Annotated in this window: 22 protein-coding genes; 11 read left to right on the top strand and 11 right to left on the bottom strand. The window is 66.7% G+C overall.

The genetic code is table 11. The annotated features are described in order from the left end of the window. Positions 1-7: 7 nt before the first annotated feature. The 5 genes from ACFQQD_RS01655 (at position 8) to ACFQQD_RS01635 (ending at position 5,635) form a co-directional block, all read left to right on the top strand. Positions 8-829: a class I SAM-dependent methyltransferase gene (locus ACFQQD_RS01655; RefSeq protein ID WP_378085532.1), complete on the top strand. Its 822-nt coding sequence runs from the start codon at positions 8-10 to the stop codon at positions 827-829. Then, positions 786-2,162, top strand: coding sequence for an FAD-dependent oxidoreductase (locus ACFQQD_RS01650; protein ID WP_378085530.1), 1,377 nt, complete (start codon positions 786-788; stop codon positions 2,160-2,162). Before ACFQQD_RS01655 ends, ACFQQD_RS01650 begins: the two co-directional genes overlap by 44 nt. A gap of 137 nt (positions 2,163-2,299) precedes the next feature. Continuing rightward, positions 2,300-3,898, top strand: coding sequence for an alkaline phosphatase D family protein (locus tag ACFQQD_RS01645; RefSeq protein ID WP_378085528.1), 1,599 nt, complete (start codon positions 2,300-2,302; stop codon positions 3,896-3,898). Between the two features lie 118 nt (positions 3,899-4,016). Then, on the top strand, positions 4,017-5,375 hold the full coding sequence (gene glmM, locus ACFQQD_RS01640) for a phosphoglucosamine mutase (RefSeq protein ID WP_378085526.1): 1,359 nt from the start codon (positions 4,017-4,019) through the stop codon (positions 5,373-5,375). Positions 5,376-5,398: 23 nt separating this feature from the next. Then, positions 5,399-5,635, top strand: coding sequence for a hypothetical protein (locus ACFQQD_RS01635; protein ID WP_378085524.1), 237 nt, complete (start codon positions 5,399-5,401; stop codon positions 5,633-5,635). 144 nt (positions 5,636-5,779) lie between these two features. Here the strand turns inward: ACFQQD_RS01635 and mscL are convergent, their stop codons facing one another. The 5 genes from mscL to ACFQQD_RS01610 form a co-directional block, all read right to left on the bottom strand. Next, on the bottom strand, positions 5,780-6,205 hold the full coding sequence (gene mscL / locus ACFQQD_RS01630; protein WP_378085522.1) for a large conductance mechanosensitive channel protein MscL: 426 nt from the start codon (positions 6,203-6,205) through the stop codon (positions 5,780-5,782). Positions 6,206-6,365: 160 nt separating this feature from the next. Next, positions 6,366-7,064: a cysteine hydrolase family protein gene (locus ACFQQD_RS01625; RefSeq protein WP_378085520.1), complete on the bottom strand. Its 699-nt coding sequence runs from the start codon at positions 7,062-7,064 to the stop codon at positions 6,366-6,368. A gap of 4 nt (positions 7,065-7,068) precedes the next feature. Beyond that, positions 7,069-8,568: an amidase gene (locus ACFQQD_RS01620; protein ID WP_378085518.1), complete on the bottom strand. Its 1,500-nt coding sequence runs from the start codon at positions 8,566-8,568 to the stop codon at positions 7,069-7,071. A gap of 32 nt (positions 8,569-8,600) precedes the next feature. After that, a complete protein-coding gene (locus tag ACFQQD_RS01615; RefSeq protein WP_378085516.1) occupies positions 8,601-9,920 on the bottom strand; it encodes a cytosine permease in 1,320 nt (439 codons plus the stop codon). A gap of 220 nt (positions 9,921-10,140) precedes the next feature. Further along, on the bottom strand, positions 10,141-10,803 hold the full coding sequence (locus tag ACFQQD_RS01610) for a GntR family transcriptional regulator (RefSeq protein ID WP_378085514.1): 663 nt from the start codon (positions 10,801-10,803) through the stop codon (positions 10,141-10,143). A gap of 104 nt (positions 10,804-10,907) precedes the next feature. Here ACFQQD_RS01610 and ACFQQD_RS01605 point away from each other — a divergent pair, with 104 nt between their 5' ends. Continuing rightward, positions 10,908-12,308 (top strand): amidase, encoded by a 1,401-nt coding sequence (locus tag ACFQQD_RS01605; protein WP_378085512.1) that lies wholly within the window; start codon positions 10,908-10,910, stop codon positions 12,306-12,308. On the opposite strand, the gene ACFQQD_RS01600 is transcribed toward ACFQQD_RS01605, so the two are convergent. Beyond that, positions 12,305-12,856 (bottom strand): M15 family metallopeptidase, encoded by a 552-nt coding sequence (locus ACFQQD_RS01600; protein ID WP_378085510.1) that lies wholly within the window; start codon positions 12,854-12,856, stop codon positions 12,305-12,307. The genes ACFQQD_RS01605 and ACFQQD_RS01600 overlap by 4 nt on opposite strands. Here ACFQQD_RS01600 and ACFQQD_RS01595 point away from each other — a divergent pair. Continuing rightward, entirely contained in the window at positions 12,849-12,986 is a 138-nt protein-coding gene (locus tag ACFQQD_RS01595) for a hypothetical protein (RefSeq protein WP_378085508.1), read from the top strand. The genes ACFQQD_RS01600 and ACFQQD_RS01595 overlap by 8 nt on opposite strands. Positions 12,987-13,257: 271 nt before the next feature. Here ACFQQD_RS01595 and coaA read toward each other — a convergent pair whose 3' ends face one another. Genes coaA through ACFQQD_RS01580 form a run of 3 tightly spaced genes read right to left on the bottom strand, consistent with a single transcriptional unit; the run spans position 13,258 to position 15,558 of the window. Next, positions 13,258-14,253: a type I pantothenate kinase gene (gene coaA, locus ACFQQD_RS01590; RefSeq protein WP_378086082.1), complete on the bottom strand. Its 996-nt coding sequence runs from the start codon at positions 14,251-14,253 to the stop codon at positions 13,258-13,260. Between the two features lie 55 nt (positions 14,254-14,308). After that, positions 14,309-15,085, bottom strand: a complete 777-nt coding sequence (locus tag ACFQQD_RS01585) for a cytochrome c oxidase assembly protein (protein WP_378085506.1) — start codon at positions 15,083-15,085, stop codon at positions 14,309-14,311. Then, positions 15,082-15,558: a DUF2243 domain-containing protein gene (locus tag ACFQQD_RS01580; RefSeq protein WP_378085504.1), complete on the bottom strand. Its 477-nt coding sequence runs from the start codon at positions 15,556-15,558 to the stop codon at positions 15,082-15,084. The genes ACFQQD_RS01585 and ACFQQD_RS01580 overlap by 4 nt, the downstream gene beginning before the upstream one ends. Before the next feature lie 181 nt (positions 15,559-15,739). Between ACFQQD_RS01580 and ACFQQD_RS01575 the strand changes: the two genes are divergently transcribed. From ACFQQD_RS01575 to ACFQQD_RS01565, 3 genes are all read left to right on the top strand, one after another. Next, positions 15,740-16,630, top strand: a complete 891-nt coding sequence (locus tag ACFQQD_RS01575) for an SGNH/GDSL hydrolase family protein (RefSeq protein ID WP_378085502.1) — start codon at positions 15,740-15,742, stop codon at positions 16,628-16,630. Between the two features lie 51 nt (positions 16,631-16,681). Continuing rightward, positions 16,682-17,194, top strand: a complete 513-nt coding sequence (locus tag ACFQQD_RS01570) for a hypothetical protein (protein WP_378085500.1) — start codon at positions 16,682-16,684, stop codon at positions 17,192-17,194. Between the two features lie 235 nt (positions 17,195-17,429). Then, the gene (locus ACFQQD_RS01565) at positions 17,430-20,630 is read left to right on the top strand and encodes a choice-of-anchor G family protein (RefSeq protein ID WP_378085498.1); all 3,201 of its coding nucleotides are present in this window, start codon (positions 17,430-17,432) and stop codon (positions 20,628-20,630) included. Positions 20,631-20,735: 105 nt separating this feature from the next. Here ACFQQD_RS01565 and ACFQQD_RS01560 read toward each other — a convergent pair whose 3' ends face one another. Together ACFQQD_RS01560 and ACFQQD_RS01555 are read right to left on the bottom strand one after the other, a co-directional pair. Further along, positions 20,736-21,788, bottom strand: a complete 1,053-nt coding sequence (locus tag ACFQQD_RS01560) for an NAD-dependent epimerase/dehydratase family protein (protein WP_378085496.1) — start codon at positions 21,786-21,788, stop codon at positions 20,736-20,738. Further along, complete coding sequence (locus ACFQQD_RS01555; protein ID WP_378085494.1) at positions 21,788-22,975, bottom strand: zinc-dependent alcohol dehydrogenase; 1,188 nt, start codon at positions 22,973-22,975, stop codon at positions 21,788-21,790. The genes ACFQQD_RS01560 and ACFQQD_RS01555 overlap by 1 nt, the downstream gene beginning before the upstream one ends. 96 nt (positions 22,976-23,071) lie before the next feature. On the opposite strand from ACFQQD_RS01555, the gene glmS reads away from it, so the two are divergent. Continuing rightward, positions 23,072-24,943 (top strand): glutamine--fructose-6-phosphate transaminase (isomerizing), encoded by a 1,872-nt coding sequence (glmS, locus tag ACFQQD_RS01550; RefSeq protein WP_378085492.1) that lies wholly within the window; start codon positions 23,072-23,074, stop codon positions 24,941-24,943. Positions 24,944-25,155: the final 212 nt, after the last annotated feature.

The raw sequence follows: 25,155 nt of genomic DNA, 5'->3' as shown, positions 1-25,155 counted from the left end.
GCCGGAGATGAGGAGACCGAACCGGATCAGCGGGCTGGTGCCGGACCTACGCGCCCGTCGGGCCGACGCTGTGGAGCAGATGGACCATCCCGACTGCGACCTGGACGCCCTGTACCGCACCTACCGGGGTTTCGGTGTGGTCAATTCGGTGGTCGCCGGGTGGCAACTGACGTATCGGTCCTTGCTGCGTCCGTTGTTGGAGGCGAACAAGAACGGCGAATCCGGTGAGAGCCGGCCGACCACCATTCTCGATATCGGCTCCGGCGGCGGGGACGTGCCCCGGGCGCTGATGCGTCGGGCCCGGGCGGACGGCTACCGCGTACACCTCACGGCCGTGGATCCCGACGCGCGGGCGCACGACTGGGCGAGCGCGCAGCCCGGGGTGCCGGGACTGGAATTCAGGCGAGCGACCAGCGGGGACCTCGTCGCGGAGGGGCAGCGGTTCGACGTTGTGCTCTCCAACCACCTGCTCCACCACCTCGACCCGGAACAGTTCCAGGGGCTGCTCGCAGATTCGGAGGCCCTGGCCCGTCAGCGTGTGATCCACAGCGACATCCGCCGGAGTACTGCGGCCTACCTGCTGTTCTCTGCCGGAGCCGGGCTGGCGACGCCCCTGTTTCCCGGCTCGTTCATCCGTGAGGACGGGCTGGCTTCGATCCGCCGCAGCTACACCCCCGACGAACTTTCGGCCGTGCTGCGCCCGGGGTGGACCGTCCGGACGCAGCCTCCGTGGCGGAATCTCGCGGTCTGGGATGCCGACGGCCAGAGTTTCGGCGACGACGACCGTGACGACGACCGTGAAGAAGACCGTGGCAGCGATCGTGGCTGATCGGCCGCGGCGCACCGAGGTCCTCATCGTCGGCGCCGGACCGGTGGGGCTGTTCTTGGCGGGACTGTTGGTGTCACGCGGCGTTGACGTTGCGGTGCTGGAGCGACGCGAGAACCCGCCGGAGCATTCACGGGCCATTGGCCTGCACCCGCCAGCGCTCGACGCACTCGCCGCCCTCGAACTGGATGAGAGGGCAGTGGCGGAAGGTGTCACGGTCCGCCGGGGCGTGGGCTACGGCGACAGCCGGTTCCTGGGCGAGATCACCTTCGAACGCGCGCATCCCCGGCGACCGTTCGTCCTGACCCTGCCGCAGTCGCGCACCGAGAAGTTGCTGGCCGGACACCTGGAGGAGTTGGCTCCCGGGGTTGTGCATCGGGGCGTCGAGGTCGTGGATCTGCAGGGCCACGGCGGTCAGAGCGACCCTTCCACACCCCCTTCCACGCCCCCTCCCACACCTCTTCCCGACGCCGGCCCGGTCCGGGTCACCGCGCGGGTCACGGGAGACACCGCGGGAGACACCGCGGGAGACACCGCGGGAGACACCGCGGAGTGGGAGGCCGACGTCGTGGTGGGGGCTGACGGCACGCGCAGTCGCATCCGCGAGCTGGCGGGCATCGGCGTCGAGCGGCGCGACTGGGGTGACTGTTATCTGATGGGCGACTTCGCCGATGATGCTGATGGAGCAGCCGGTGCAGATCGAGTGGCGGCCATCCATCTGCACCGGGACGGCGTCGTCGAGTCCTTTCCCCTCTCGAACGGCCAACGACGCTGGGTTGCGCACACCAGTAGAGCACGCCGCGAGGAGAGCGCCGACGGCCTGGTCGAGCTGATCGAAGCGCGGTTGCCCGCGTCGGCGCTGCTCGATCCGCCACGAGCGGAGACGGCCACCATGGTCAGCGCCTTCAGAGTGCAGCGTCTGCTGGCGCGGCGGATGGTGTCCGACCGGGTCATCCTCGTCGGTGACGCCGCCCATTCGATCAGCCCTATCGGCGGTCAGGGCATGACACTGGGCTGGCTGGACGCGCTCGCCGTCGCTCCACTGATTCAGCGATGCGTGCGGCACTCCGGCCCCGACGTCGGCGCCGAGTCCGGCCACACCCGCAGCGCCCTGGACCCCGGCGTCACCGCAGCGCTGGAGCGTTTCGACCGCGGCCGACGTCGGGCAGCGCGGTTTGCGGCTCGACAGGCCGAGCTCAACATGCTCCTGGGACGGCCCTGGCCGGCCACCGTCTGCTGGGGGCGGGACACCGTTTTCCGGACGGTCCTGACAGCCGGTCTCCAACAACGCCTCGCGAGGGTGTACACGATGGGCTGGGCGCGGCCGAATTCGTAGCGACTGGACGGCTGCCATTCACCTCGTCGTGACGTTCCGTTCGGTGTGTGGAAGGACACAGTGCCTAGATTGACAGCGTTCTGGGGGGACGGAACGTGTGGTCCTCCTGCGTATTCGCCAGACCACTAGGAGTATTCATGTCCTCGTCCTCTCGTGTCGGCATTGGCCGCCGTGGGTTCCTCGGCCTGGCCGGAGCCGGCGCCCTCGGAGCCACCGTCGCCGCCTCCAGCCAGCCTGCGTGGGCCACGCCCAGCTTTCAGTCCAACCCGTTCGGTCTGGGCGTCGCCTCCGGCGATCCGCTGCCCGGTGGCGTGGTCCTCTGGACCCGCATCGCTCCCGACCCCATCGCCGCGGACGGCCTCGGCGGCGTGCACCAGCCGCACCGTCAGATCCCCGTGAAGTGGGAGATCTCGAAGGACGACTCCTTCGGTCCGCACGCCATCGTGCAGCGCGGAGTGGCCCATGCGAAGCCGGAACTGGCGCACTCGGTGCACGTCGAGGTGGACGGGCTGCTGCCGGACCGCGAGTACTGGTACCGCTTCCGCGTGGGTGGAGAGATCAGCCCCGTGGGACGGACCCGCACCGCCCCGGCGCTGGACGCCCAGCTGAACTCCCTGGCCTTCGCGTTCACCAGCTGCCAGGCGTACTCGGCCGGCTACTTCACGGCCCTACGGCACATGTCTGAGGACGACCTCGCCGTGGCGTTCCACCTGGGTGACTACATCTACGAGGGCGGTGCCGCCGGAAAGGTCGGCCGTCCGCATCTGCCCGACCATGAGATCCAGTCGCTGACCGACTACCGGATCCGCTACGGGCAGTACAAGTCCGACGCCGACCTGCAGGCCGCGCACGCCTCGGTGGCCTTCGTCGTGGTTCCGGATGACCACGAGGTGGAGAACAACTGGGCTGCGGACCGCTCCCAGCCGGACAATGAGGCCGACCAGGACCCGGCGGTCTTCCTGCAGCGCCGTGCGTTCGCCTTCCAGGCCTACTACGAGAACCTCCCACTGCGGCGCAGCTCCGTTCCGGCCGGACCGGACATGCAGTTGTTCCGGCGTATCAAGTACGGTCAACTCGCCGACTTCCACGTTCTGGACACGCGCCAGTACCGCAGCTACCAGAACCAGGAGAACAACAATGAACTCCGCTGGGACCCTTCGCGCACGCTGTTGGGGGACCGGCAGGAGAAGTGGCTGATCGACGGGATGACCGAGTCCACGGCCCACTGGAACGTGTTGGCTCAGCAGTCCAAGATGACCGAGTCGGACGACATCGTGGGTCCGGGGGAGACGTACCCGAACGACAACTGGGACGGCTACGCCTACTCCCGCGCCGAGCTCTTCGATGCCATCCACGAGCGCGATATCCGCAACATGGTCGCCATCTCCGGCGATGCCCACGTCAACATCGCCTCGGACCTGAAGCCGCGCTTCAAGGAGGAGGACTCGCCGCTGGTGGGCGCCGAGTTCCTGGGCACCTCGATCTCCTCCGGGGGAGACGGCGTGGACATCAACAACCGTGGGCGTCAGCGCCTGGCCGAGAACCCGCACATCAAGTTCTACAACCAACGCCGCGGGTACCAGCGGTGCGTGGTGACGCCGGAGACCTGGCGCACCGAGTACCTGGTGATGCCCTACGTCACCGAGCCCGGCGCCTCGATCCACACGCGCGCCGTGGGCTGGGTGGAGAACGGTAACCCCGGGATCGCCCAGATGGAGGACCGCGAGATCATCTGATCGCGACACAGGGACGGGCGCGCCAACCCGCCGATGACGTGGCCGTTCGGCGAGGTGCGGCCCGTCCCTGTCCTGTCCTCCCGGCAGTGCCCATCCAGTGCGCATAGAATCCACTGTGATGAGCAGACTATTCGGAACCGACGGCGTTCGTGGCTTGGCCAACGGAACACTGACCGTCGAACTCTCAATTCAGCTGGCCCAGGCGGCCGCCGTGGTGCTCGGCCACCGTGAAACGGGTGGGCGTCGCCCGGTGGCCGTGGTGGCCCGCGATCCCCGCATCAGCGGGGAGTTCCTCAATGCGGCGGTGCTGGCGGGACTGGCCAGTTCGGGCGTGGACGTTCAGGACGCCGGCGTGCTGCCGACCCCTGCGGCCGCCTTCCTGGTGGACGACCTGGATGCCGACTTCGGCGTGATGATCTCCGCTTCGCACAACCCGGCCCCGGACAACGGCATCAAGTTCCTGGCTCGCGGCGGAGAGAAGCTGACCGATGAGCAGGAAGATGCCATCGAGGAGCAGATGGCCGAGGAGCCGACCCGTCCCACGGGTGCCGAGGTCGGCCGCATCCAGCGTTTCGCCGATGCTGAGGACCGCTACGTCCTGCACCTGCTGCAAACCCTTCCGCACCGCCTCGATGGGCTCAAAGTCGTCCTGGATTGCGCCCATGGTGCCGCGGCCGGCTGCTCGCCGGAGGTCTTCGCGGCGGCCGGGGCCGACGTCGTGGTCATTGGCGCAGATCCTGACGGCATCAACATCAATGACGGGTTCGGCTCCACCCACCTGGAGAAGCTGCAGGAGGCCGTCCTCGAGAACGGCGCGGACTTCGGCATCGCTCATGACGGCGACGCCGACCGGTGCCTGGCCGTGGATTCCTCCGGGATCGTCGTGGACGGCGACCAGATCATGGGCATCCTGGCGGTGGCCCTCAAAGAGACCGGGCAGCTCAAGGACGACACCCTCGTGGTGACGGTGATGAGCAACCTGGGGCTCAAGCTGGCCATGGAACGCGAAGGCGTGCGCGTGGTGGAGACCAAGGTCGGTGACCGTTACGTGCTGGCCGGCATGAAGCACGGGGAGTACTCCCTGGGTGGTGAACAGTCCGGGCACGTGATCTTCGCCGACCACGCCACCACCGGCGACGGCGTGCTGACCGGGCTGCAGTTGGGCGCCCGTCTGGCTGCCACGGGCAAGTCGTTGGCCGAGCTGGCCGGCGTGATGCAGCGGCTGCCGCAGGTGCTGATCAACGTGAAGGACGTGGACAAGACCCGGACCGGTGCTGACGCCGAGGTCCAAGCCGCCGTGGCCGACGCCGAAGCCCGTCTCGGTGCCACCGGCCGAGTCCTGCTGCGGCCCTCCGGGACCGAGCCCGTGGTGCGCGTCATGGTGGAAGCCGCCGACGAGGCTCAGGCGCGGCACGAGGCCGAGGAGCTGGCCGCCGTCGTCAAGCGGGCGCTCGCGCTGTCCGTAGACCTGGTCTGAGCGCGTCTCAGGTGGACGCCGCGATGGGCTCGGAGACCGGTCCGGAGAGGGATTCAGTGCCGGGGTCAGAGTGGGATGCTGAAGTGGACCCGGAAACCGGTACGGACGAAGGTGCCGGGCTGGCGCCGAGCCGCAAGTGGGTGGTCTTCCTCATCTCGGTGGTCTGCGTGGGGATCCTCATCGGGCTGGTGTTCTTCTCCATGTCCCTGCCGTCGTGCGAGGAGCCACCCAACTCCTGGGCCCCCTGCGTCGGCCCCTAGCCCCAGAGTCACGAGAGTTACGATCACGCTGCTCGGGACGCCCATCGGCGTGTCTCCACATCTAGGGTGATCGTCACTAGAAGGACGGTGGAAGCAGAGAGGGGCACCTGTGATCAGGTGCCCCTCTCTGAGTTCCGGTGGTGGTTAGCCTTCCGTGCGAGGAGGAACGCTTCCGCCACCACGCTGCGCGGACAGCAGGTCGCGGATCTCGGTCAGCAGCACGACGTCGTCGGAGGGCTCCACGGCATCCGGGTCGATGCCGAGACGGCGGTTGCGGCGCTCGATCATCTTGTTCATCGGCATCACGATGACGAAGTAGACGGCGGCCGCGATGAGCAGGAAGTTGACGATCGCGGTCAGCAGGACGCCGAACCTGATGTCATTGCCATTGAGCGTGACCACGGCGAAGGAGTCGAAGTTCGGTGATCTCACCAGTCCGGAGATGAACGGCATCAGGACGGAATCGACGAGGGCGGTAACGACGGCCCCGAAGGCACCGCCGATGACGACAGCAACGGCCAAATCGACGACGTTGCCCTTCATGATGAAATCTTTGAATCCTTGGAGCATGGCTTGAGCGTAAGCCGAGTGATCCCCAGTTCAGCCCGATCCACGGCCCGGACACGCCGAGGACCTGGCCAAAGGTCCACAGCGACCTGACCAAAGGTGCACGGCGATGCCCCGGATGTATCCGAGGACACTGTTCCAGGCCATCCGCTCAGCCTGCGTTTCAGGCCGTCAGCTCAGTCTGCAGCGCTCCAAGCAGAGATTCCGAGTCCGCGACTGCACCGAACACACCGCCCTGCATGGTGACCATCCGCAGAGCCGCCTCGTGATTCGTGGGGTCCGTGGCGCCCGTGCAATCGGACAGGATGAGGCACTCATAACCACGGTCGTTGGCATCGCGCATGGTGGTGTGCACGCAGACGTCCGTGGTGATGCCGGTGAGGATCAGATGAGTGATGCCCGCCGTCCGCAACAGCAGATCGAGATCCGTGGCGTAGAACGAGCCCTTGCCCGGCTTGTCGATGATGAGTTCGCCGTCCACGGGAGCCACCTCGGGAACGATCTCCCAGCCGGGCTCACCTCGGACGAGGATCCTCCCGGACGGGCCGGGCGATCCGATGGCGGCGCCGATCTGAGCAGATCGCCACAGCTTGTTCGACGGGAGGTCCGAGAGATCCGGACGGTGCCCTTCACGGGTATGGATGACCGTCATCCCGAGCTCCCGCGCGCGAGCGAGCACGCGTGCCGTGGGGGCCAGCCCGGCCCGGGTCGCGTTGATGTCATATCCCATGCGATCCACGTACCCTCCGGCGCCGCAGAAGTCGGTCTGCCAATCGATACACAGCAGCGCGGTGCGTTTCGGGTCGATCTGTCCGTCGTACGGCCAGTGGTAGGGGTTCGCGTCAAGGGTCGGGTAAGGCATGACGTCACTTTCGGTTGTCGGCGGAGCCGAGGCGGGGACGAACGCGAGGCTGTGTGGCTGCTTCCCATGCCGCGGCGAATTCGACGAGACAGGTCTCGGCGAACGGTCGGGCGAGAATCTCCATGCCGACGGGGACGCCGGCGTCGGACAAACCAACCGGCACACTCATCGCTGGGAGGACGGCCTGCGAGCCAATGACCGTGTTCGTGGGGAAGCCGGGCACGCTGACTTCGGCATCCATCGCGTCGAACCGCGGTGGGAGTGTGCGCACCGTCGGGTACACCAGCAGGTCGACGCCGTGCCGGGCCATCACGTCCAGCACGAGGCTGCGGAACTGCGTCTGGGCATAGCGCGCGGCGAGATAGGCCGGGTCGGTGCTGGGATCGTCGCTGCCGTCGGCGATATCCCGGAACGTGCTGAGGGCCGGGTTGTGCGCCCCCGAGGCCAGGAACTCGTCATACCCGGACACCGGTGCGCCGTGCTGGGCAAAGAACTCATTGAGCACTGAGCGGGACACGGTCCCGTACAGGGACGTCTCGGCCGCCCACCGGTCGAGATCCGGGATGGTGATCCCCGGAACGACGTCAGCCCCCAGCCCCCGAAGGCGTTCGATCGCCCCGCGCACGGCTTCGGTCACCGGGGCAGCTTCCGGATCATCGCTGAGGTCGAAGCCGGACTCGAGCACGCCCACGCGCAGGCCGGTCCAGTCGAGACCGGCGATGGCCCGGGAGCGATATTCGCGGTCACTGGTTCGCGGTGGCACCGAACCCGCTTCCGGGTCGTTCTCGTCGTAGCCGACGAGCACATCGAGCAGCGTGGCCAGGTCCGCCACGGTCCGCGTCATCGGCCCCGGGGTGTCCTGGTTGGGAACGAGCCCTTGCAGACCGTGGCGACTGATACGGCCGACCGCAACCCGGATGCCGAACAGGTTGCAGAACGAGGACGGAACGCGAATGGAGCCGCCGGTGTCTTCGCCGATCCCGACGAGGCCGAGGTTCGCTGCCACGGCGGCTCCGGTGCCGGCGCTGGAGCCACCCGTGTCACGGTTGAGATCGTAGGGGTTCGCCGTCGTGCCGGTGACGGTCGAGTGGGAGCTGTACCCGCACGCCAGGTCATTCATGGCGGTCTTCGCGAGGATCACGGCGCCGGCCTCCCGAAGGCGGGTCACCAGGGTGCTGTCCGCGGTGGGGACGTGCTCGGCAAACAGCTGCGATCCATACGTCGTCCGCAGTCCGGCGGTGTCCGCCTGATCTTTCACGAGCACGGGGACGCCGTGCAATGCTCCGAGGAATTGACCGGTCACGGCGAAATGCTCATCGGCACGACGAGCTTCATCGAGCGCGGTCGGGCTCACCGTGACGATGGAACGCAGCTCCGGGTCCACGGTCGCGATGCGGTCCAGGTACCACTGCGTGAGCTCGTGGCTGGTCACTGCTCCTCGCCGGACGGCGGCCTGGAACTCTGCAATGGTCAGCTCTTCGAAGCGATGGTCGGTCTCGGTCATCAGTTCGGATCCTTTCCGAGCGTCGGTGTTGGTCATGCGGTGACCTCATCGCGCTCGCGGACGAGGCGGGTGATCACGGAATAGGCGAGTGCGGCGACGACGAGTCCCACGATCACGTTGGACAGGCCGGGCGCGAGTTCGTTGGCCACCAGTGCCGTGGCCGAGCCGATGGCCCAGGCCGCGAAGGGCTGCCAGCGGAAGGCCTTAGCCGTGGGCCGGCGTCGGCGCATGATGAGCTGGTCGGTGATGATGATGGCGCCGATCGGCGGGACGATGATGCCGAGCAGATTGAGCCAGTCGACGAAGTACGCCCATACGCCGAGTCCTGCCACCACCGTGCCGATGAGGCCGAGGACAAGCGTGAGCACCCGCATGTGGCCCTTGGTGATGAACGCCCACCCGATGGCCGAGTTGTACAGGCAGTGCGTGCACACCGATGCCAGGTTGAGCACCAGGAGGATGATGGCGATCGCGGGGAAGAGGCCGCCGATGCCGACCACCGTGGAGAAGATGCTCGCATCGGCGGATTGCGCTGCTGCGGCCAGTACCGCTCCGAAGAGCATGGTGATGAAGTGTCCCACGGGGAACGCCGAGGCCGTGGCGATGAGAGCGTGCCGAGGAGTTTTGGCCCATCGGGTGAAATCGGCGGTCATGGTGCCGGAGTCGGCGAAGAGGGCGAAGACCAGCGTGATGGCGGCACCGAATGACATCGCCGTGGCGGCCCCACCTCCTTCGTAGGAGAACACATCGGCTCCGTTCGCGGTGCCGGCGATGATCGCGATGACGCCGAACACGAGGAACAGCGGCCCGGAGACCATCCCGATGATGGACAGGGCGCGAATTCCGAGCAGGGTGAGCCCCGTGAACAACAGGCCGGCGAAGATCGAGATCATGGGCACGTTCACGTCGAACGATTCGGCCATGGAGGAACCGACCAAGGCCGACTGCACCGCGAACCACCCGAGGACGAGCGTCGAGAGCAGGCCGGAACTGATCACGTAGCCAAGACGTCCGAAGGTTGCCGATGCCTGCAGCGAGAAGTTCGTGCCGGTGCGGGCAGCCAGGACACTCAATGCTCCGACGTATCCGAAGAGCAGGAGACACCCGGCCAGGATCGCGAGCACGCCTGGTCCGAAGCCGAGCCCCTGGACGATGGTGGCGCCACTGAGCGAGCTGGTGATGACCAGGGGGAATCCGGCCCAGACGCTCGTGACCGACAGCAGGGACCGGCGTCGGGAAGGCGGTACGGGTTCGTTCTCGTACTCCGAGTGGGCGTCCGGCGCGGTAGTGGAAGTGGTCGGGGAAGTGGCCGTCGTCGCCGGCGGTGTGGTGGTGACGGTGTGGTGGGACATCGGTTCTCCGTCTCGCTGGATGTGAGCAGGGATGTGAGCAGGGATGTGAAGAGGTATGTGAAGAGGAATGTGAGGAGGGGCGTGGCAAGGGCGTACGAGGGCAGCAGCCATCGACTGAGAAGGCCACGTCCGGTGGATGCGCCGCGTGTCGACACGGCGTGAGGGGCGCGTGAGGGAAGGGTGAGAAGCGTGAGGGGAAGAAGGCGCGCGGTGCGCTCGGCTAACGGCCGGCCGCGCGATCCAGTTCGCGAATCACGAGCTCAGCGGTTGAGTCGAGATGCTGCGTCGTCAGGACCAGCAGCGTCTCGAGATCGCGATCCCGGATCGCCTCGAACATGCGTCGGTGCTCAGCGTTCGCCCCGTGGAACGCTTCCATCGAGGACGAGTAGATCGCCATATATGGTTCGACGCTGTCCCAGATCCGAGCAATGTAGTCGAGTAAGCGTGGGCTCTGGGCGCAGTCGTAGAAGCGGCGGTGGAAATCCTGGTTGAGCACCCGCCACCGTTCTGGGCTCTCCACCGCGTCGTCGAGCTGACCGAGAATCTCCTCGATGTCCGCGACGTCGGCCGCGGTGAGCCGGTCGATCGCCCACTCGGCGGCGAGTTGTTCGAGGCGGAGTCGGATGGCGAACAGCTCTCGAACGTCGTCGCTCGACAGCTGTGCAACGGTGACGCTACGGCGATCGTATTTGATGAGCCCTTCGGCCTGGAGGACGCGGAGTGCCTCACGGACGGGAGTCGTGCTCACGCCCAGTTCCTCACCGATGGAGCGCAGAGTGACCACGCTGCCGGGCTGCAGTCGGCCGGACGTGATCATCCGCCGCAACCGACGGAGAACTTCGTGGCCGACGTTCGTCACCTCGATCGGTCCTGTCTCACTCATGCGTTCCTCCTGCTGTAACTTGTGATCACAGATTACAACTCGGGTCATTTCCGCTACGGAACGGTCGCGTTACGACGGCGTTACTCTCGAATCGAAGGGTGAACATGGAAAAGGAATCGCTCCTCACGGTGGCCGAACTTGCTCGGGCGCTGGCGTCGGGAGAGACCACAGCAGAAGACACCGTGACGCGGCTGACGGCCCGCATCGCCGAAGTGGATGGTGCGGTCGGCGCCTGGACGCACGTGGCCACGGACGCCGCGCTGGAAGCGGCGCGAGAGTCCGACCGTCGGCGCAGGGAAGGGGCGGCGCACGGGTTCCTGGATGGTGTCCCGTTCGCCGTGAAGGAGAATCTGTTCGTCCGAGGCCTTCCCTCGACCTGGGGCAGCGAGCTCTGGCGGTCGCATGTGCCGGACCGGGATGACATCGCCGTGGAACGCCTCCGCGCCGTGGGCGCCGTCGTGCTGGGGATGACGAACACGCCCGAGCTGGCCATGTCCTTCACCACGGACAACCGACTGCACGGCACCACGCGCAATCCTGCCGACCTCAGCCTGACGCCGGGCGGCTCCAGTGGCGGTTCTGCGGCGGCCGTGGCCTCGGGTACGGTGCCCTTCGCCCTGAGCACCGATGCCGGAGGGTCAACCCGTCTGCCGGCGGCCCTGACCAGCCTGTACGGTCTTCGGCCCACTACCGGACGGGTTCCGCGCCGCTGGGGGTTTCCGGCGCTGGCCTCGGATTTCCAGGTCGTCGGGGCCGTGACGCGCACCGTGGAGGATCTCGAGCTGGTCTTCCAGCACCTCGCCGGCCCGGACCGGCGCGATCCGGTCTCCTTGTTCTCGCCTAGTCAAGACGCGCGATCCGTGTTGGGCCGAGGCGGCTGGTTCACTGATCTCCCCGGCGTCTCGCTCGATCCCGTGATCGCTGAACGGGTGGAGGCGGCAGCGCTCGCCCTGAGCGATGCCGGTCACCCGGTGGATCGGATTCCTCCGCTGTTCGACCGGGCGGTCGTCGAACGGATCTGGGACGTGATGCGTTCGATCGGTGTCGCCGAGGTCATTGCGGCTCGACGGGCGGCCGATCCGGACGCCGCAGCTGCGGTCCTGACGGACGGGATGGCGGAACTGGAACGTCGTGGTCGGTCCGTCTCCGCCTCCGAGCTGTGGTCAGCACTCGACGAGCGCCATGGCCTCCGGGCCTCCGTGGCGGACCACTGGGGAGATCTCGACTTCGTCCTCGCCCCGGTCACGCCGACACCCGCATGGAGCGCCGATGCCGGCGGGAGCTACGAGGCACCGTCGTTCCCGGGGGCCTACACTGCGTGGGTGAATGCCATCGGCTATCCGGCGATGTCGGTTCCCGTGGCCCCGCATCCCGACGGGCGGCCGATCGGCGTCCAGATCATCGCGCGCCCCGGTGCGGAGTCGACCTTGTTCGCCGTCGCCCGGGCGCTGACGGAAAGCGGGCAAATGGAAAGCGGGGTGGCCGCCGGCTCACCCCAGAGCTAGTAGCTCGGCGCCGGGTCAAAGCCCCAGGCGGTCTCCAGCACACCACCCTGACGGACGACGTCGGCCGCGGCCTGAGTGCCCACGTACCGCAGGTGCCAGGGCTCGGGGGAGTAGCCGGTGGTGTCCTCGGCGCCGGCGGGGTAGCGGACGATCCAGCCGTGGTCGGCGGCGTGCTCGGCAACCCATTGGCCTTCCGGAGTGTCCCCGAAGCACTGCTCCAGGTTGCAGGTTCCGTCCGCGGCGCCGACGTCCATGGCCAACCCGGTTTGGTGCTCGGAGTAGCCGGGGCGGGCGGAGATCCGGTCGGCCTCGGCCTGGCCGTAACGATCCACCCAGCCCGCGTAGGTCTGTTGTTGATAGGGGTACGAGCGGTAGGCGCTGACCAGGTTCAGGCTCACGCCGTCGTCTGCGGCGGCTGCCGCGAGGTCCTCGGCAGCGCGGGCCGCCTCATCGCGCAACTCCATTCCACCCTTCGACGACGGCACCTCCGGGACGCGCAGGTCCTCCGGCGCCCAATCGAGGGGCTGCAAGGGGTTCTGTTTGTTCACCAGCACGTGGATCGAGCTGGGTGAACTGTGGTCGCCGGATGGACTGGCACGGCTGGACATGATGGGTGGGGAGAAGCCCACGGTGGGCGAGTCTGTCGGGGCGGGCGCCACTGAAGGGCTTCCCGAGTGATCCGGCGAGACCGATACCGAGACGTCGCCGGAGGGGGAGGGAGACTGGCTAGCGGTCTCCGCGCCGTCCGGTGCGTCCGTGGCCTGCGGCGTCGAACATCCGGCCAGCAGTAAGACCGCCACCCCGGCCACCATGCCACCCCGCAGGCCCAAACCCCTCCGGCCCAAACCCCGCCGGCACAAAGTGACGAGACCACGTCCCTTTGGTGGGGGTGGGGTCACTTTGCGCCGAGAGCGCGGGGAGAGGGGAGAGCGCGGGGAGAGGGGCATGGTTAGACCTTCCTCAGGAGCACGCGCGTGACCGTGTGACCCGCGTCCTTGGACATGACGAGTTTGGCTCGGCCGCGCGTGGGCAGCACGTTCTGTACCAGGTTGGGGCCGTTGATCCGGTCCCAGATGTCGGCGGAGGTGGCGATGGCCTCGGAGTCAGTCAAGGTGGAGTAGCGGTGGAAGTAGCTCTTGGGGTCGGCGAAGGCTCCGGAGCGCAGGCGCATGAAGCGCTCGGTGTACCACTGCTTGATCGCGGAGGTCTTGGCGTCCACATAGATGGAGTAGTCGAAGAAGTCCGAGACGCTCAGACCGGCGGTCCCGTCGGAGCGGACTCTCGGTGGGGCCAACACATTGAGGCCTTCGATGATGAGCACGTCCGGGCGGTGCACCACGACCTCTTCATTCGGGACGATGTCGTAGGTCAGGTGTGAGTACAGCGGGGCCCGGACCTCCGGGGCACCCGACTTCACATCGGCCACGAACCGCATCAGCCGGCGTCGGTCATAGGACTCGGGGAAGCCCTTGCGCTCCATCAGGCCGCGGCGCTCCAGCTCCGCGTTGGGGTAGAGGAAACCGTCCGTGGTGATCAGCTCGACGCGCGGGGTGTTGGGCCAGCGCCGCAGCATCTCCTGGAGCACGCGGGCGGTGGTGGACTTGCCGACGGCCACGGATCCGGCCACGCCGATGACGAAAGGCGTGCGCCGAGTGGATTCGCCAAGGAACTCGTTGCTGGCCCGGCGCAAGTGCGCGGCGGCGTCCACGTTGATACTCAGCAGACGAGACAGCGGCAGGTAGACCTCGGCGACCTCGCGCAGAGAGAGGTGTTCGCCGATACCCCGCAAGCGCTCGATGTCCGACTGGTCCAGGGGCTGTTCCATCTCATTGGCCAGCCTGGCCCAGGTGTCGCGCTCGTGTTCGACGAAGGGTGAGTAATGGTTCTCGTTGGTCTGGGGCTCCGGCGGAGACCCGGCCCAGCGGGTAGGGCCGGAAGACGGCACAGGACTGGCCTGCGAGAGCCCTGATCCGGCAGCATCAGGTGGATTCACCCGTCCATTATCCATCCGTGGCGGTGACGATTGGGACAGTCACTCTGGGAGCTCTGGGACGTGCGGCGGCGTACCACCCGGCGAACAGCAGCACAATCAAGGCCACGTCCACCACGTCGCCGCCGTAGTACATCAGTTGTGCTCCCGCCTGACCATCACCCAGCCCGACGCCGGCCGGAGGATGGGCGTAGAGCCACTTGGCCAAGATCGAGTGGGCCGCGATATAGACGATCAACACCGACGAGCGCATCCAGAAGGAGGCGCGGTGGGGCATCGGATCCGGCGACACCAGTGAGGCGGTGAAGAGGCACCCAGCCACGAACATGTGCGCGTGCACCACCACGTGCAGCAGCATGGAATGGTGCATCAGGTGGTACACGGGCGTGGCGTACAGCGCCCACAGCCCGCCGGCGTTGAGCGTGGCCGCCACGATCGGACGCGTCAGCGTCCGCACGAACCAGGTGCGCAAGACGCGACTGAGTGCCCGCGCCGCGTCGACCGGCAGTGCCCGCAGCACCACCGTGATGGGCGCGGCCAACACCAGCAGCAGTGGAGCGAGCATCCCCAGTAACAGGTGGCCGGCCATGTGCGCGGTGAAGCTGGTGTGCGCGGCCGCCGCGACCGGACTGACCATCCCGGCTCCGGCACAGACGAGACCGGCGTACCAACAGAGCGTCCGCAGCGCCGGCCACCGACCGCGGTGCCGGGCGGCCCCTAGGGCGATGGCATACCCAACTGCGCCGGCGACAACCAACAGCAGCACCAACCCGTCCATGGCGCTCATGCTCGGGCGCGCCACAGCACGAGCAGGCCGACCAGCAGCACGACCACCGCCGAGCCGATCCAGATCAGGTCATAGGCCAACAGATCCACGTCATAACGAATCTGGTGGATGCCCAGCACCTTGTGATTGATGATGCCGTCGAAAAGCTGGAAGAACCCGACGCCGGTGAGCACCGCCCCGGCCCACCGGCCCCAGGCCATTCCCTCCTGACGCCGAACGAGCGCCAACAGGAACAGTCCCCAAACGGTGATGAACCAGCCGAACGCGTGAAAGAACCCGTCGATGGTCAATGCCACCTCCGTGGTGGATAAGTCGTAGAAGTGGTGCCACTGCAGGGCCAGGTGAAAGACGAACAGGTCGATGATGGATGCCGCGATCCCGCACCCGAACAGGAAGCCCGAGGCCACCGTCCGCCGTGCCGAGTGCAGCCCTGAAGTCGACTGACCCGGAGTCAACGGCTGTCGAGTCGACATGGGGAGCCCTTTCGAATCGGTCAGTGCTGGAAGACCCATTGTCGATATCCCGGACAGTTCACGGCAATGGTCCAATCCCTCTCCTTCGTGTCTTCTTTGTGTTTCCTCCTCCTCTATTTCATCTCCTCCAGAGCGGTGTTTCCGTGAGGTTCTCCGTTCGCTGCAGGTAGGATCTGCCCTTGTGAGCAATAACGGTGTGACGAAGAAGCTTCAGTGGGCGGCGCTGGTGGTCCTGGTTGTGGCCATCATCGCCTTGCTGGTGGTCCTCTTCACCCAGCAGCGGTCGTACCGGGCGGATGCTGAAGCGGCCCGGGGCGGGGGCACCGCGGTGCCCTCGCAGGAGTCGACGGCCACGGCCGATCCCTCATCATCTGAGTCCTCTGAATCGCCAGAGTCGTCCGCATCGGAGACCTCCGAAGCACCGGACGACCCGGTCGAGGCGAACACCACCGCCGCCCAGGACGTGGTGAACGGCACCGACGATGCCGTGATCAGTGTCCTCGGTGACTCCACCAGCAACACCAGCAATGAATGGGTCTACCTGTGGGCCGAGGAGCTCGGCGCGGACGCCCGGGTCTCGGTGTACAGCTGGAACGCGGAGATCGGCGATTGGTACGCCCAGCCCCGGGAGTTCGGCCAGGGCGAGCGCACCGTGACCATCTGGAACGGCTCTGAAGCCGAAGCCACTCCCGAGTTCGCACTGTCCCACGATCTACTGCAGCCGGAAGAAGCGAACCTGGTGATTCTCAACTATGGGCACCGCGGATCGGCCGAGGAGGTCGAATCCTCTCTCACTGAACTCCTGGATGCTCTGGGAGCCGGATCCGAAGGTTCTGCCCCGGTCGTGTTGACGGCGCAGAACCCCGCCACGGGTGACTGGGCCGAAAGCTCTGAAGCCAACGAGCAGGTGGTTCGCGCCGCAGCCGAGGAGCGGGGTCTGCCGTTGATCGACGTCCACGCCGCCTTCGAGGAGACCGGCGACCCGGCGTCCCTGATGGTGGATGCCATTCACCCCAGCGAGCAGGGGTCTCAAGTCTGGGCCGAGACGGTCAGCTCTTTCTTCGCCAGCTGAACCGGTCGGCCATCCCTTGCCGTGCGATGGCCGCTGGCGTACCTATGGCACATGGACTCTGCTGACGAAACCATTGACCGAGACCGCCTCGAGGACTACCTCAATCACCATCTGCTCGGCGCGCAGAGCGGCGTTCGAATGTTCCAGACCGCCTCGGATACCTGGCGCGGTACGGAGTACGAGCAGCAGTTCACCGACCTAGCGGAGCAGGTCTACCAGGACCAGCAAACCGTCGAGAAACTGATCGACCGGCTCGGCATGAAAGTCCCGATCACCGGAAAGGCCATCGGCAAGGCAGCACAGGTGGCCGGCCGGCTCAATCCCGTCAACCTCACGCGGTCCAAGACTCGGGGCATGACTCAGGTGGAGATGGACATTCTGCAGGGTGCCCTACAGGCCAAATCGGGCATGTGGCACGTCCTCGGCCTGCTGGCCGTGCAATTTCCCGACGCCGGCCTGGACCGGCAGGAGATGGAGGTCCTCTACCAGCGGGCACAGGACCAAGAAGCCCAAGTCCGGCGCATCAGCGAAGAGACCCTCGGCACCCGCTTTATCGACCGCTGAGAACCGATCGCCACCGGTGGACTCTGAACGAACCCTATGAATCTCCTCACATTTCGAGTAAAGATGTGACAGTGTCTTCGTCCTTGGGGGGACGGATGCTCAGCACGTCGGAGGTGCTGGGTCCTGCCGAAGACGAGGGCCGTCATCATTGGCACCTTTGAGAGTGGGGGACGTAATGGCGCACCAGCACGACCGATCCAGGAGGCACAGGCTCGGGGCCCTTGCCGCAGGGACCATGACGATGGCGATGATCGCGGCACCGCTGGGCGGGGCACAGGCTGCCCCGACTGACGATTCCGAGGCGCTGGCCCGCATCATCGACTCAACGCTGCTCGAGACCGAATTGGTCGCTCTCGGCGAGGCCGCTAGCGGAAACCCGAGCGCCCCGGGGCCGGACACGGGCGCGATCGACGCTTCGGTTCTGGAGACGCTCGCACTGGACCTGGGCACCGTGCAACTTCCGGTGCTGGGAACGGAGGGAAGCCCGGGGCTGCTGGAGATCGGTGACCTCGGCCTGCTCAACTCCTTTGCCACCTCGCCGTCGGCGTACTCGTCCACGGCCAGCGCCGGCGTCGTGGGGGAAGACGGTTCCCTGAGCGTGGACGCCGCGGAGGCCGCTGGCCCGGCGGCCAACACCACCGTCAACCTGACCGACCTGCTGGATCAGCTAGAGGTCACCGGCCTGACGGATGACGTGGTCCAGGAGATCAGCCTTGAGCTGGGCGCCGTGGCGTCGACAGCCTCCCAGACCGCACCGGCAGACGCCGCGACGGATTACCTGGTGATGGACGGCAACCTGGTTATCGACAGCCCTGTGGTCGGTGCCCTGTCTGGCGATCTCGAGACCGCCATCACCGACTCCGGCACCATCGCGGACGACCTGGTGGCGTCCGACGGACTCATCGGCGGCACGGTGGCAGGGCTCGAAACGGAACTCGACGCTGCCGGCCTTGCCGACCTGGAGCTCTCCGGTGGCACGGCGAGCATCGACGGGCTGGATGAGGCACTCCAGGAGGCGTCGGCCACGGTGCTGGCCGAGCCCCTGGAGGATGCGAACGGGCTGGTCTCCGTGGATCTCACGGACGGGACGATCGAGGTCGATGTGGCCCAACTGGCCGGTGGCACGGACGGCGGCCTCAACGGTCTGGCACCGAACACCCAGCTCCTGACCGCGGAGACCCTTGGCCTGATCACGGACGCGCTGGCGGAAGCACTGGGGACCGTGGACGAGCGAGTCAACGACGCCGTGACCGACGTGCTCAATGCCGCCGACGTCACGGTGGCCATTCCACTGGAATTGTCTCTGGTCGGCGGACTGATTCCTGCTGCTGACGGCCAGGTCCTGGTCAACGGGACCCTTGGCCAACTGGCGGGAACCGCCGAGGGCAGCCCGGACATCAGCCTGGACATCGACCTGCTCGGGGTTCCCCTCGACACCGTCTTGGACCCCATCGCCGATTTCCTGGATGATGCTCTCCTGGCCCCGCTGGCGGAGGGGCTGGAGCCGATCCTGACGGCCGGCGTCGAGGACGTTTCCGGCGCCGTGATCGGACTGGTCGATCCTGTGCTCGAGACCGTTGACCCTGTCCTGACCGAGGTGCTCGACGAGATCGTGGACATCACGATCAACGAGCAACCGGAGCCCGGCTTACTGGGTGCCGAGTCCACGACCGTGAACGCCGTCAGCCTGGAGTTGCTGCCTGACGCGCAAGCGGTGGACCTCAACCTCGCCTCATCGACGGTCCGCGTGGCCGAGATCGCCCCCGAGCTCACGGTGACGCCGGGAACGGTGGCCCCGGACGATGACGTGACGGTGGGCGGCTCTGGCTACCCGCCGAACGCGGAGGTCGAGGTCCAGTTGCTGGACCCGGCCGGCGACCCGGTTCCGGGGACCGCGACGACGGTGACCACGGATGAGAACGGTGACTTCACCACGACCATCACGGTCCCGGAGGGGACCGAGTCCGGTGACTTCGAGGTGGAGGGCGTGTCCGGGGAATTCCGGGATGTGGCCCCGCTAGAGGTGGAGGCGGCCGACGAGGTGGGACCGGCCGAACTGACCGTGGATCCTGCCACGGTAACGCCCGGCGATGAGGTAGCCGTGGGCGGCTCCGGGTACCCGTCGAACGCGGAGGTCCAGGTCCAGCTGCTGGATCCGGCCGGCGACCCGGTTCCGGGGACTGCGACGACGGTGACCACGGATGATGACGGTGACTTCACCACGATCATCACGGTCCCGGAGGGGACCGAGTCCGGTGACTTCGAGGTGGAGGGCGTGTCCGGGGAGGTCCGTGAGACGGCGCCCTTGGAGGTCGAGGCGGCCGATGAGGTTGGGCCGGCGGAGTTGTCGGTGTCACCGGGGTCCGTGGAGCCTGGTGATGATGTGACCGTGGAGGGTTCCGGCTACCCGCCGAACGAGGATGTCGAGGTTCAGCTGCTGGATCCCGAGGGCAACCCGGTTGCGGGGACCGCGACGACGGCGACGACGGACGAGAACGGTGACTTCACCACCACGATCACCGTCCCGGAAGGCACCGAGTCGGGCCGCTATGACGTTGAGGCCGTGTCCGGTGAGGTTCGTGAGACCGCGCCGCTCGATGTCGAAGCAGAGGATGGTGCCACGGCACCTGAGCTGTCGGTGACGCCGGGATCTGTGGCTCCAGGGGATGACGTGACCGTGGAGGGTTCCGGCTACCCGCCGAACGAGGATGTCGAGGTGCAGCTGCTGGATCCCGAGGGCGACCCGGTTGCGGGCACCGCCACCACGGTGACGGCGGATGATGACGGTGACTTCACGACCATGATCACGGTGCCCGAAGGCATCGAACCCGGCGACTACGACGTGGAAGCCGTGTCGGGCGATACCCGTGAGACCGCGCCGCTTGACGTTGAGGCGGCCGATGAGGTTGGGCCGGCGGAGTTGTCGGTGTCACCGGGGTCCGTGGAGCCTGGTGATGATGTGACCTTGACGGGTTCCGGCTACCCGCCGAACGAGGATGTCGAGGTGCAGTTGCTGGATCCGGCCGGCGACCCGGTTCCGGGGACCGCGACGACGGCGACGACGGACGAGGACGGTGCCTTCGCCACCATGATCACGGTGCCCGAAGGCATCGAACCCGGCGACTACGACGTGGAAGCCGTGTCCGGTGGCGTTCGTGCGGTCGCGCCACTCGAGGTGCAGGCTGCCGGGTCGGCCGATGACCCGAATGGCGGTGGCACGACGGACGATCCCGCAGACGGTCCGTGGGGTCCGGGCGGTCCGGGGAGCGACACGGTCCTCGACGGGAATTGGGACGACGACACGGACGGTCCCAGGTACTCGGATCGGCTGGCCCGCACCGGTTCGGATCAGCTCTGGTTGATCGGCGGTGCCATGGTGTTGCTGGTGATCGGCGGCGGCATGGTGCTCATGCAGCGCATGAACCGGCGTAGCTAACCGGCACAACGAGCAGGAGCGGCGGGCACATACCCCGCCGCTCCTGTCATGTCCTTGCTCGCTGGTCCTTCGACGCCGGACGAGAGGCCGTCGTAAGCGGCGCCCCTACTCCAACGGCGAACTCGAGCGATGTTTGAAGTTGCCCAAGCCCTCGGCTCCGGAGAAGTGGTCGAGCAGTTCCCGCACCGCCTGCTGCGAGGTGAGCGTCTCCTTCCAGCCCACGGTCTCTCGGATCTTGGCGGTGGACATGATCGGCACGACGGCGGCCATGTCCACCCAGCCGGGGTCGGTGGGCTGCAGGCGTGCGGCGTAGGTGGCGGCTGCCAAGGCCTTGAACACCTGCACCGGCAACTCCAGGTAGCGCCGTGCGCCGAGCAGCTGGCCCATGGTCTGGGCGTCCAACACCGGATCCGCGGCCACGTTGAAGGCCCCTGGCGCCCGCTGCCGCACCACTTGCCAGTACGCCTCGGCCATATCCGGGGAGGAGACCGCCTGGAACCGGATGCCGGCCGGGAAGGGCAGCACCGGCAGCCGCCCCACGGCCAGCAGCCAGGTCAGCAACCGGGCGGGGATGAGATCTCCGATGAAGTAGTCCTTGATCTCAGGTGCCGGCCTCGCGCCGAAGATCAGCCCCGGCCGCAACCGCGTGACGAGCACCCCCGGGTTCTCCCGCTCGAAGTCATTCAGCAGACCCTCCACCTCGGCCTTCTGCGCCCCGTAGTGGGAGGTCGGCGTCCCGGTGGTGGGGTGGGACTCATCGACGAGGTGGGTCTTGGAACCTTGGCCGTAGGCGCCGATCGACGAGGCGTAGACCAGGTGCGGGACACCGGACTGGGCCACGGCTTGGAACACGGTGCGATTGCCCTCCACGTTGATGGAGCGCAGGAAGCCGCGAACCCGGTTCGGGCGGATCACCCAGACCAGGTCCACCACGGCATCCGCGCCGCGCATGACCTGCGCGAGCCGGGGGCCGGCGTCGGGATCCCGGACGTCGATCCGGTGCCACTCCACGTCCTCGAAGGGAGCGCCCGGGCGCTCGGGGCCGCGCCGTGAGACCCCGACGATCGAGTCCACCTCACCGGCGGTCCGCGCCCGCTGCAGGCGGTGCAACAGCGCGGTGCCGACGTTGCCGGTGGCCCCGAGCACCACGACGCGCATCAGCTCGGGCTTCCGGGCTTGAGGACCACCTTGATGCAGCCGTCCTGCTTCTTCTGAAAGGTGTCATACATCTCCGGCGCCCGGTCCAGGGGCACCTGGTGGGTGGCCAGGTCCAGGGTGCCGAGCGGATCGGAGGGATCATCGACCAAGGGCATGATGTCGTCGATCCAGCGCTTCACGTTGCACTGGCCCATGGTCAGGGAGATCTGCTTGTCGAACAGGGTGAGCATCGGCAGGGGATCGGCGGTGCCACCGTAAACCCCGGACAGGGAGATCGTCCCGCCGCGCCGGACGGTCTTGATCGCGGTCTGCAGGGCGTGCAGACGGTCCAGGCCGGCGGTCTTCATGGCCATCCGGCCGATGGCGTCCGGCAGCATGCTCACGGCCTGGTGCGCGAAGCCGGCCCCCGGGGAACCGTGGGCCTCCATCCCGACGGCGTCCACCACCGAGTCGGGCCCGCGGCCGTCGGTGGCCAGGCGCAGGCGTTCGACGACGTCCTTGTCCTGTTCGAGGACCTCGACGCCGTAGCGCTCGGCCATGGTCCGGCGCTCGGGCACCGGGTCCACGGCCAGCACGCGGTACCCCAGGTGCACGCCAATGCGGGCGGCGAACTGCCCGACCGGGCCGAGTCCCAGCACGGCCAGCGTGCCGCCCTCGGGAACCTGGGCGTACTTCACACCCTGCCACGCGGTGGGCAGGATGTCCGAAAGGTAGAGCCACTGCTCATCCTCGCCGGTGTGGGGAACCTTGATGGGGCCATAGTCGGCGTGGGGAACGCGCAGGTACTCAGCCTGCCCGCCGGGGACCGAACCGTAGAGACGGGAGTAGCCGAACAGCGCCGCGCCGGAGCCCTGCTCGGTCACCTGGGTCGTCTCGCACTGAGACTGCAGCCCGTGCTCACACATCCAGCAGTGACCGCACGCGATGTTGAAGGGGATCACCACCCGGTCTCCGGGGGAGAGGTTGGTCACCGCGGAGCCGACCTCCTCGACGATGCCCATGGGCTCGTGACCAATGACGTCGTCCTTGTCCATGAACGGACCGAGGACTTCGTAGAGGTGCAGATCCGAGCCGCAGATGGCGGTGGAGGTGATCCTGATGATCGCGTCCGTCGGCTCCTGGATGATCGGATCCGGAACGTCCTCGACGCTGACGTTTCGCTTGCCTTGCCATGTGAGTGCCTTCATGCGGGCCACGGTATGGCGGCACGTGGCTCTCTGTGAAGATCCGGGTTCTGGCGCGCGTGCACGGACTCCTGGATTATGCGGGATAACCTAGTCCTCATGTGTGGAATCGTTGGTTATATCGGCCTGCCCTCTCAGCTGGACAAGCATTCGTCGCTGGACGTGCTCATGGAAGGCCTGAAGCGCCTGGAGTACCGCGGTTACGACTCGGCGGGCATCGCTGTTGTTTCAGGCGGCGCGGTGGAACATCGCAAGAAGGCCGGCAAGCTGGCCAATCTCACGGCGGAGCTGGAAGAACGCCCTGTGCCGGTGGCGACGGTGGGCATCGGGCACACCCGGTGGGCCACTCACGGCGGGCCCACGGATCTCAACGCACACCCGCACTTGGCGGACGGTGATCAGCTCTCTGTCATCCACAACGGCATCATCGAGAACTTCGCCGAACTGAAGAAGGAACTGTCGGCGGACGGGATCACCTTCCGTTCGCAGACCGACACCGAAGTGGCTGCAGCCCTGTTGGGTCACATCTACCGTCACAAGGGCGGACAGGACCTGACCCGCTCCATGCAGCTGGCCAGTCAGCGACTGGAAGGTGCCTTCACGCTGCTGGCCGTCCACGCTGATCACCCGGACCGCGTGGTCGCCTCACGCCGCAACTCACCGTTGGTGGTTGGTCTGGGGGAGGGGGAGAACTTCCTCGGTTCGGATGTCTCCGGCTTCATCGACTTCACGCGCCGAGCGATCGAACTCGCTCAGGACCAAGTGGTCACCATCACCGCAAACACGGTGGAAATCACTGACTTCTACGGCAAACCGGCCCAGGGCAAGGAGTTCAGCGTCGATTGGGACGCCTCCGCGGCGGAGAAGGGTGGCTACGCCACCTTCATGGAGAAGGAGATCAACGACCAGCCCCACGCCGTGGGTGACACCCTGTTGGGGCGCAGCGACGCTCAAGGCAACCTCATTCTGGACGAACTGCGCATCAGTGAGGAAGAGCTCAAATCGATCCGCAAGATCATTGTGCTGGCGTGTGGCACGTCCTCCTACGCCGGCATGGTCGCGAAGTACGCGATTGAGCACTGGTGCCGGATTCCAGTGGAAGTGGAGCTTTCGCATGAGTTCCGCTATCGCGATCCGATCATCGATCCCAGCACGCTCGTGGTGTCCATCTCGCAATCCGGGGAAACCATGGACACGCTGATGGCGGTGCGCTACGCCAAGGAGCAGGGCGCCCGGACGGTGTCCATCTGCAATACCAATGGCTCCACGATCCCGCGCGAGTCTGACGCGGTGCTGTATACCCACGCCGGCCCGGAGATCGCCGTGGCGTCCACCAAGGCCTTCCTTGCCCAGATCACTGCGGCGTACCTGCTCGGTCTGTATTTGGCCCAGCTGAACAAGAACCTGTACAGCCAGCAGATCAAGGACATTCTTGCCGACCTTGCCGAGATCCCGGCCAAGGTGCAGCAGATCCTGGACAACGCGGACAGCATCAAGGAACTGGCCCAGTCCATGGCCAAGGCTTCCTCCGTGCTCTTCCTGGGGCGCAACGTGGGTTACCCCGTAGCACTCGAAGGCGCTCTCAAGCTCAAAGAACTGGCCTACATTCACGCCGAGGGATTTGCCGCCGGAGAGCTCAAGCACGGCCCGATCGCGCTGATCGACGAAGGTCAGCCGGTGTTCGTGGTGGTGCCGTCCCCGCTGGACCGGCATTCTCTCCACGCCAAGGTCGTCTCCAATATCCAAGAGGTCCGCGCCCGGGGTGCTAAGACGATCGTGGTGGCGGAGGCCGGTGACGAGACCGTTCGGGAGTATGCCGAGCAGGTGTTCTACGTTCCAGAGACCCAACCGATGCTCATGCCATTGCTGACCACCGTGCCCCTGCAGATCTTCGCTTGCGAGCTGGCTACCGCTAAGGGGTTTGACGTGGACCAACCGCGGAATCTGGCGAAGTCGGTGACGGTGGAGTAGAACACCTTTGCCGGTTAATTCGAAGACGGTAGTTAACCTTCTGTTAAGAATCGAGTCTGCTTCATGGCGGAAATAGCTGTTGAGATGCGCGATGGGTATTTCACAATCGGGATAGCATTGATCTGCTCGCCGTGACGTAGTCTCTATTTGTCACTCTGTCACCGGTCTGAGGCGACGATGGCGGAGCACGATATATCCGGGGACGAGAGTCC

It is taken from the genome of Citricoccus sp. GCM10030269 (assembly GCF_042665635.1).
Classification (GTDB): Bacteria; Actinomycetota; Actinomycetes; order Actinomycetales; family Micrococcaceae; genus Citricoccus.
Note: the sequence above shows the minus strand (reverse complement) of the source record. Positions and strands in the feature narration are given on the sequence as shown.

Bases quoted from the DNA above. Each gene is read 5' to 3' on its own strand.
- ACFQQD_RS01560 (WP_378085496.1), bottom strand. From the start codon at position 21,788: ATGCGCGTCGTGGTGCTCGGGGCCACCGGCAACGTCGGCACCGCGCTG.
- ACFQQD_RS01655 (WP_378085532.1), top strand. From the start codon at position 8: ATGAGGAGACCGAACCGGATCAGCGGGCTGGTGCCGGACCTACGCGCC.
- ACFQQD_RS01580 (WP_378085504.1), bottom strand. From the start codon at position 15,558: ATGTCGACTCGACAGCCGTTGACTCCGGGTCAGTCGACTTCAGGGCTG.
- ACFQQD_RS01610 (WP_378085514.1), bottom strand. From the start codon at position 10,803: ATGAGTGAGACAGGACCGATCGAGGTGACGAACGTCGGCCACGAAGTT.
- ACFQQD_RS01555 (WP_378085494.1), bottom strand. From the start codon at position 22,975: ATGAAGGCACTCACATGGCAAGGCAAGCGAAACGTCAGCGTCGAGGAC.
- ACFQQD_RS01570 (WP_378085500.1), top strand. From the start codon at position 16,682: ATGGACTCTGCTGACGAAACCATTGACCGAGACCGCCTCGAGGACTAC.
- ACFQQD_RS01635 (WP_378085524.1), top strand. From the start codon at position 5,399: ATGGGCTCGGAGACCGGTCCGGAGAGGGATTCAGTGCCGGGGTCAGAG.
- ACFQQD_RS01645 (WP_378085528.1), top strand. From the start codon at position 2,300: ATGTCCTCGTCCTCTCGTGTCGGCATTGGCCGCCGTGGGTTCCTCGGC.
- glmS (WP_378085492.1), top strand. From the start codon at position 23,072: ATGTGTGGAATCGTTGGTTATATCGGCCTGCCCTCTCAGCTGGACAAG.
- ACFQQD_RS01565 (WP_378085498.1), top strand. From the start codon at position 17,430: ATGACGATGGCGATGATCGCGGCACCGCTGGGCGGGGCACAGGCTGCC.
- glmM (WP_378085526.1), top strand. From the start codon at position 4,017: ATGAGCAGACTATTCGGAACCGACGGCGTTCGTGGCTTGGCCAACGGA.
- ACFQQD_RS01615 (WP_378085516.1), bottom strand. From the start codon at position 9,920: ATGTCCCACCACACCGTCACCACCACACCGCCGGCGACGACGGCCACT.
- ACFQQD_RS01620 (WP_378085518.1), bottom strand. From the start codon at position 8,568: ATGACCGAGACCGACCATCGCTTCGAAGAGCTGACCATTGCAGAGTTC.
- mscL (WP_378085522.1), bottom strand. From the start codon at position 6,205: ATGCTCCAAGGATTCAAAGATTTCATCATGAAGGGCAACGTCGTCGAT.
- ACFQQD_RS01625 (WP_378085520.1), bottom strand. From the start codon at position 7,064: ATGCCTTACCCGACCCTTGACGCGAACCCCTACCACTGGCCGTACGAC.
- ACFQQD_RS01605 (WP_378085512.1), top strand. From the start codon at position 10,908: ATGGAAAAGGAATCGCTCCTCACGGTGGCCGAACTTGCTCGGGCGCTG.
- ACFQQD_RS01585 (WP_378085506.1), bottom strand. From the start codon at position 15,085: ATGAGCGCCATGGACGGGTTGGTGCTGCTGTTGGTTGTCGCCGGCGCA.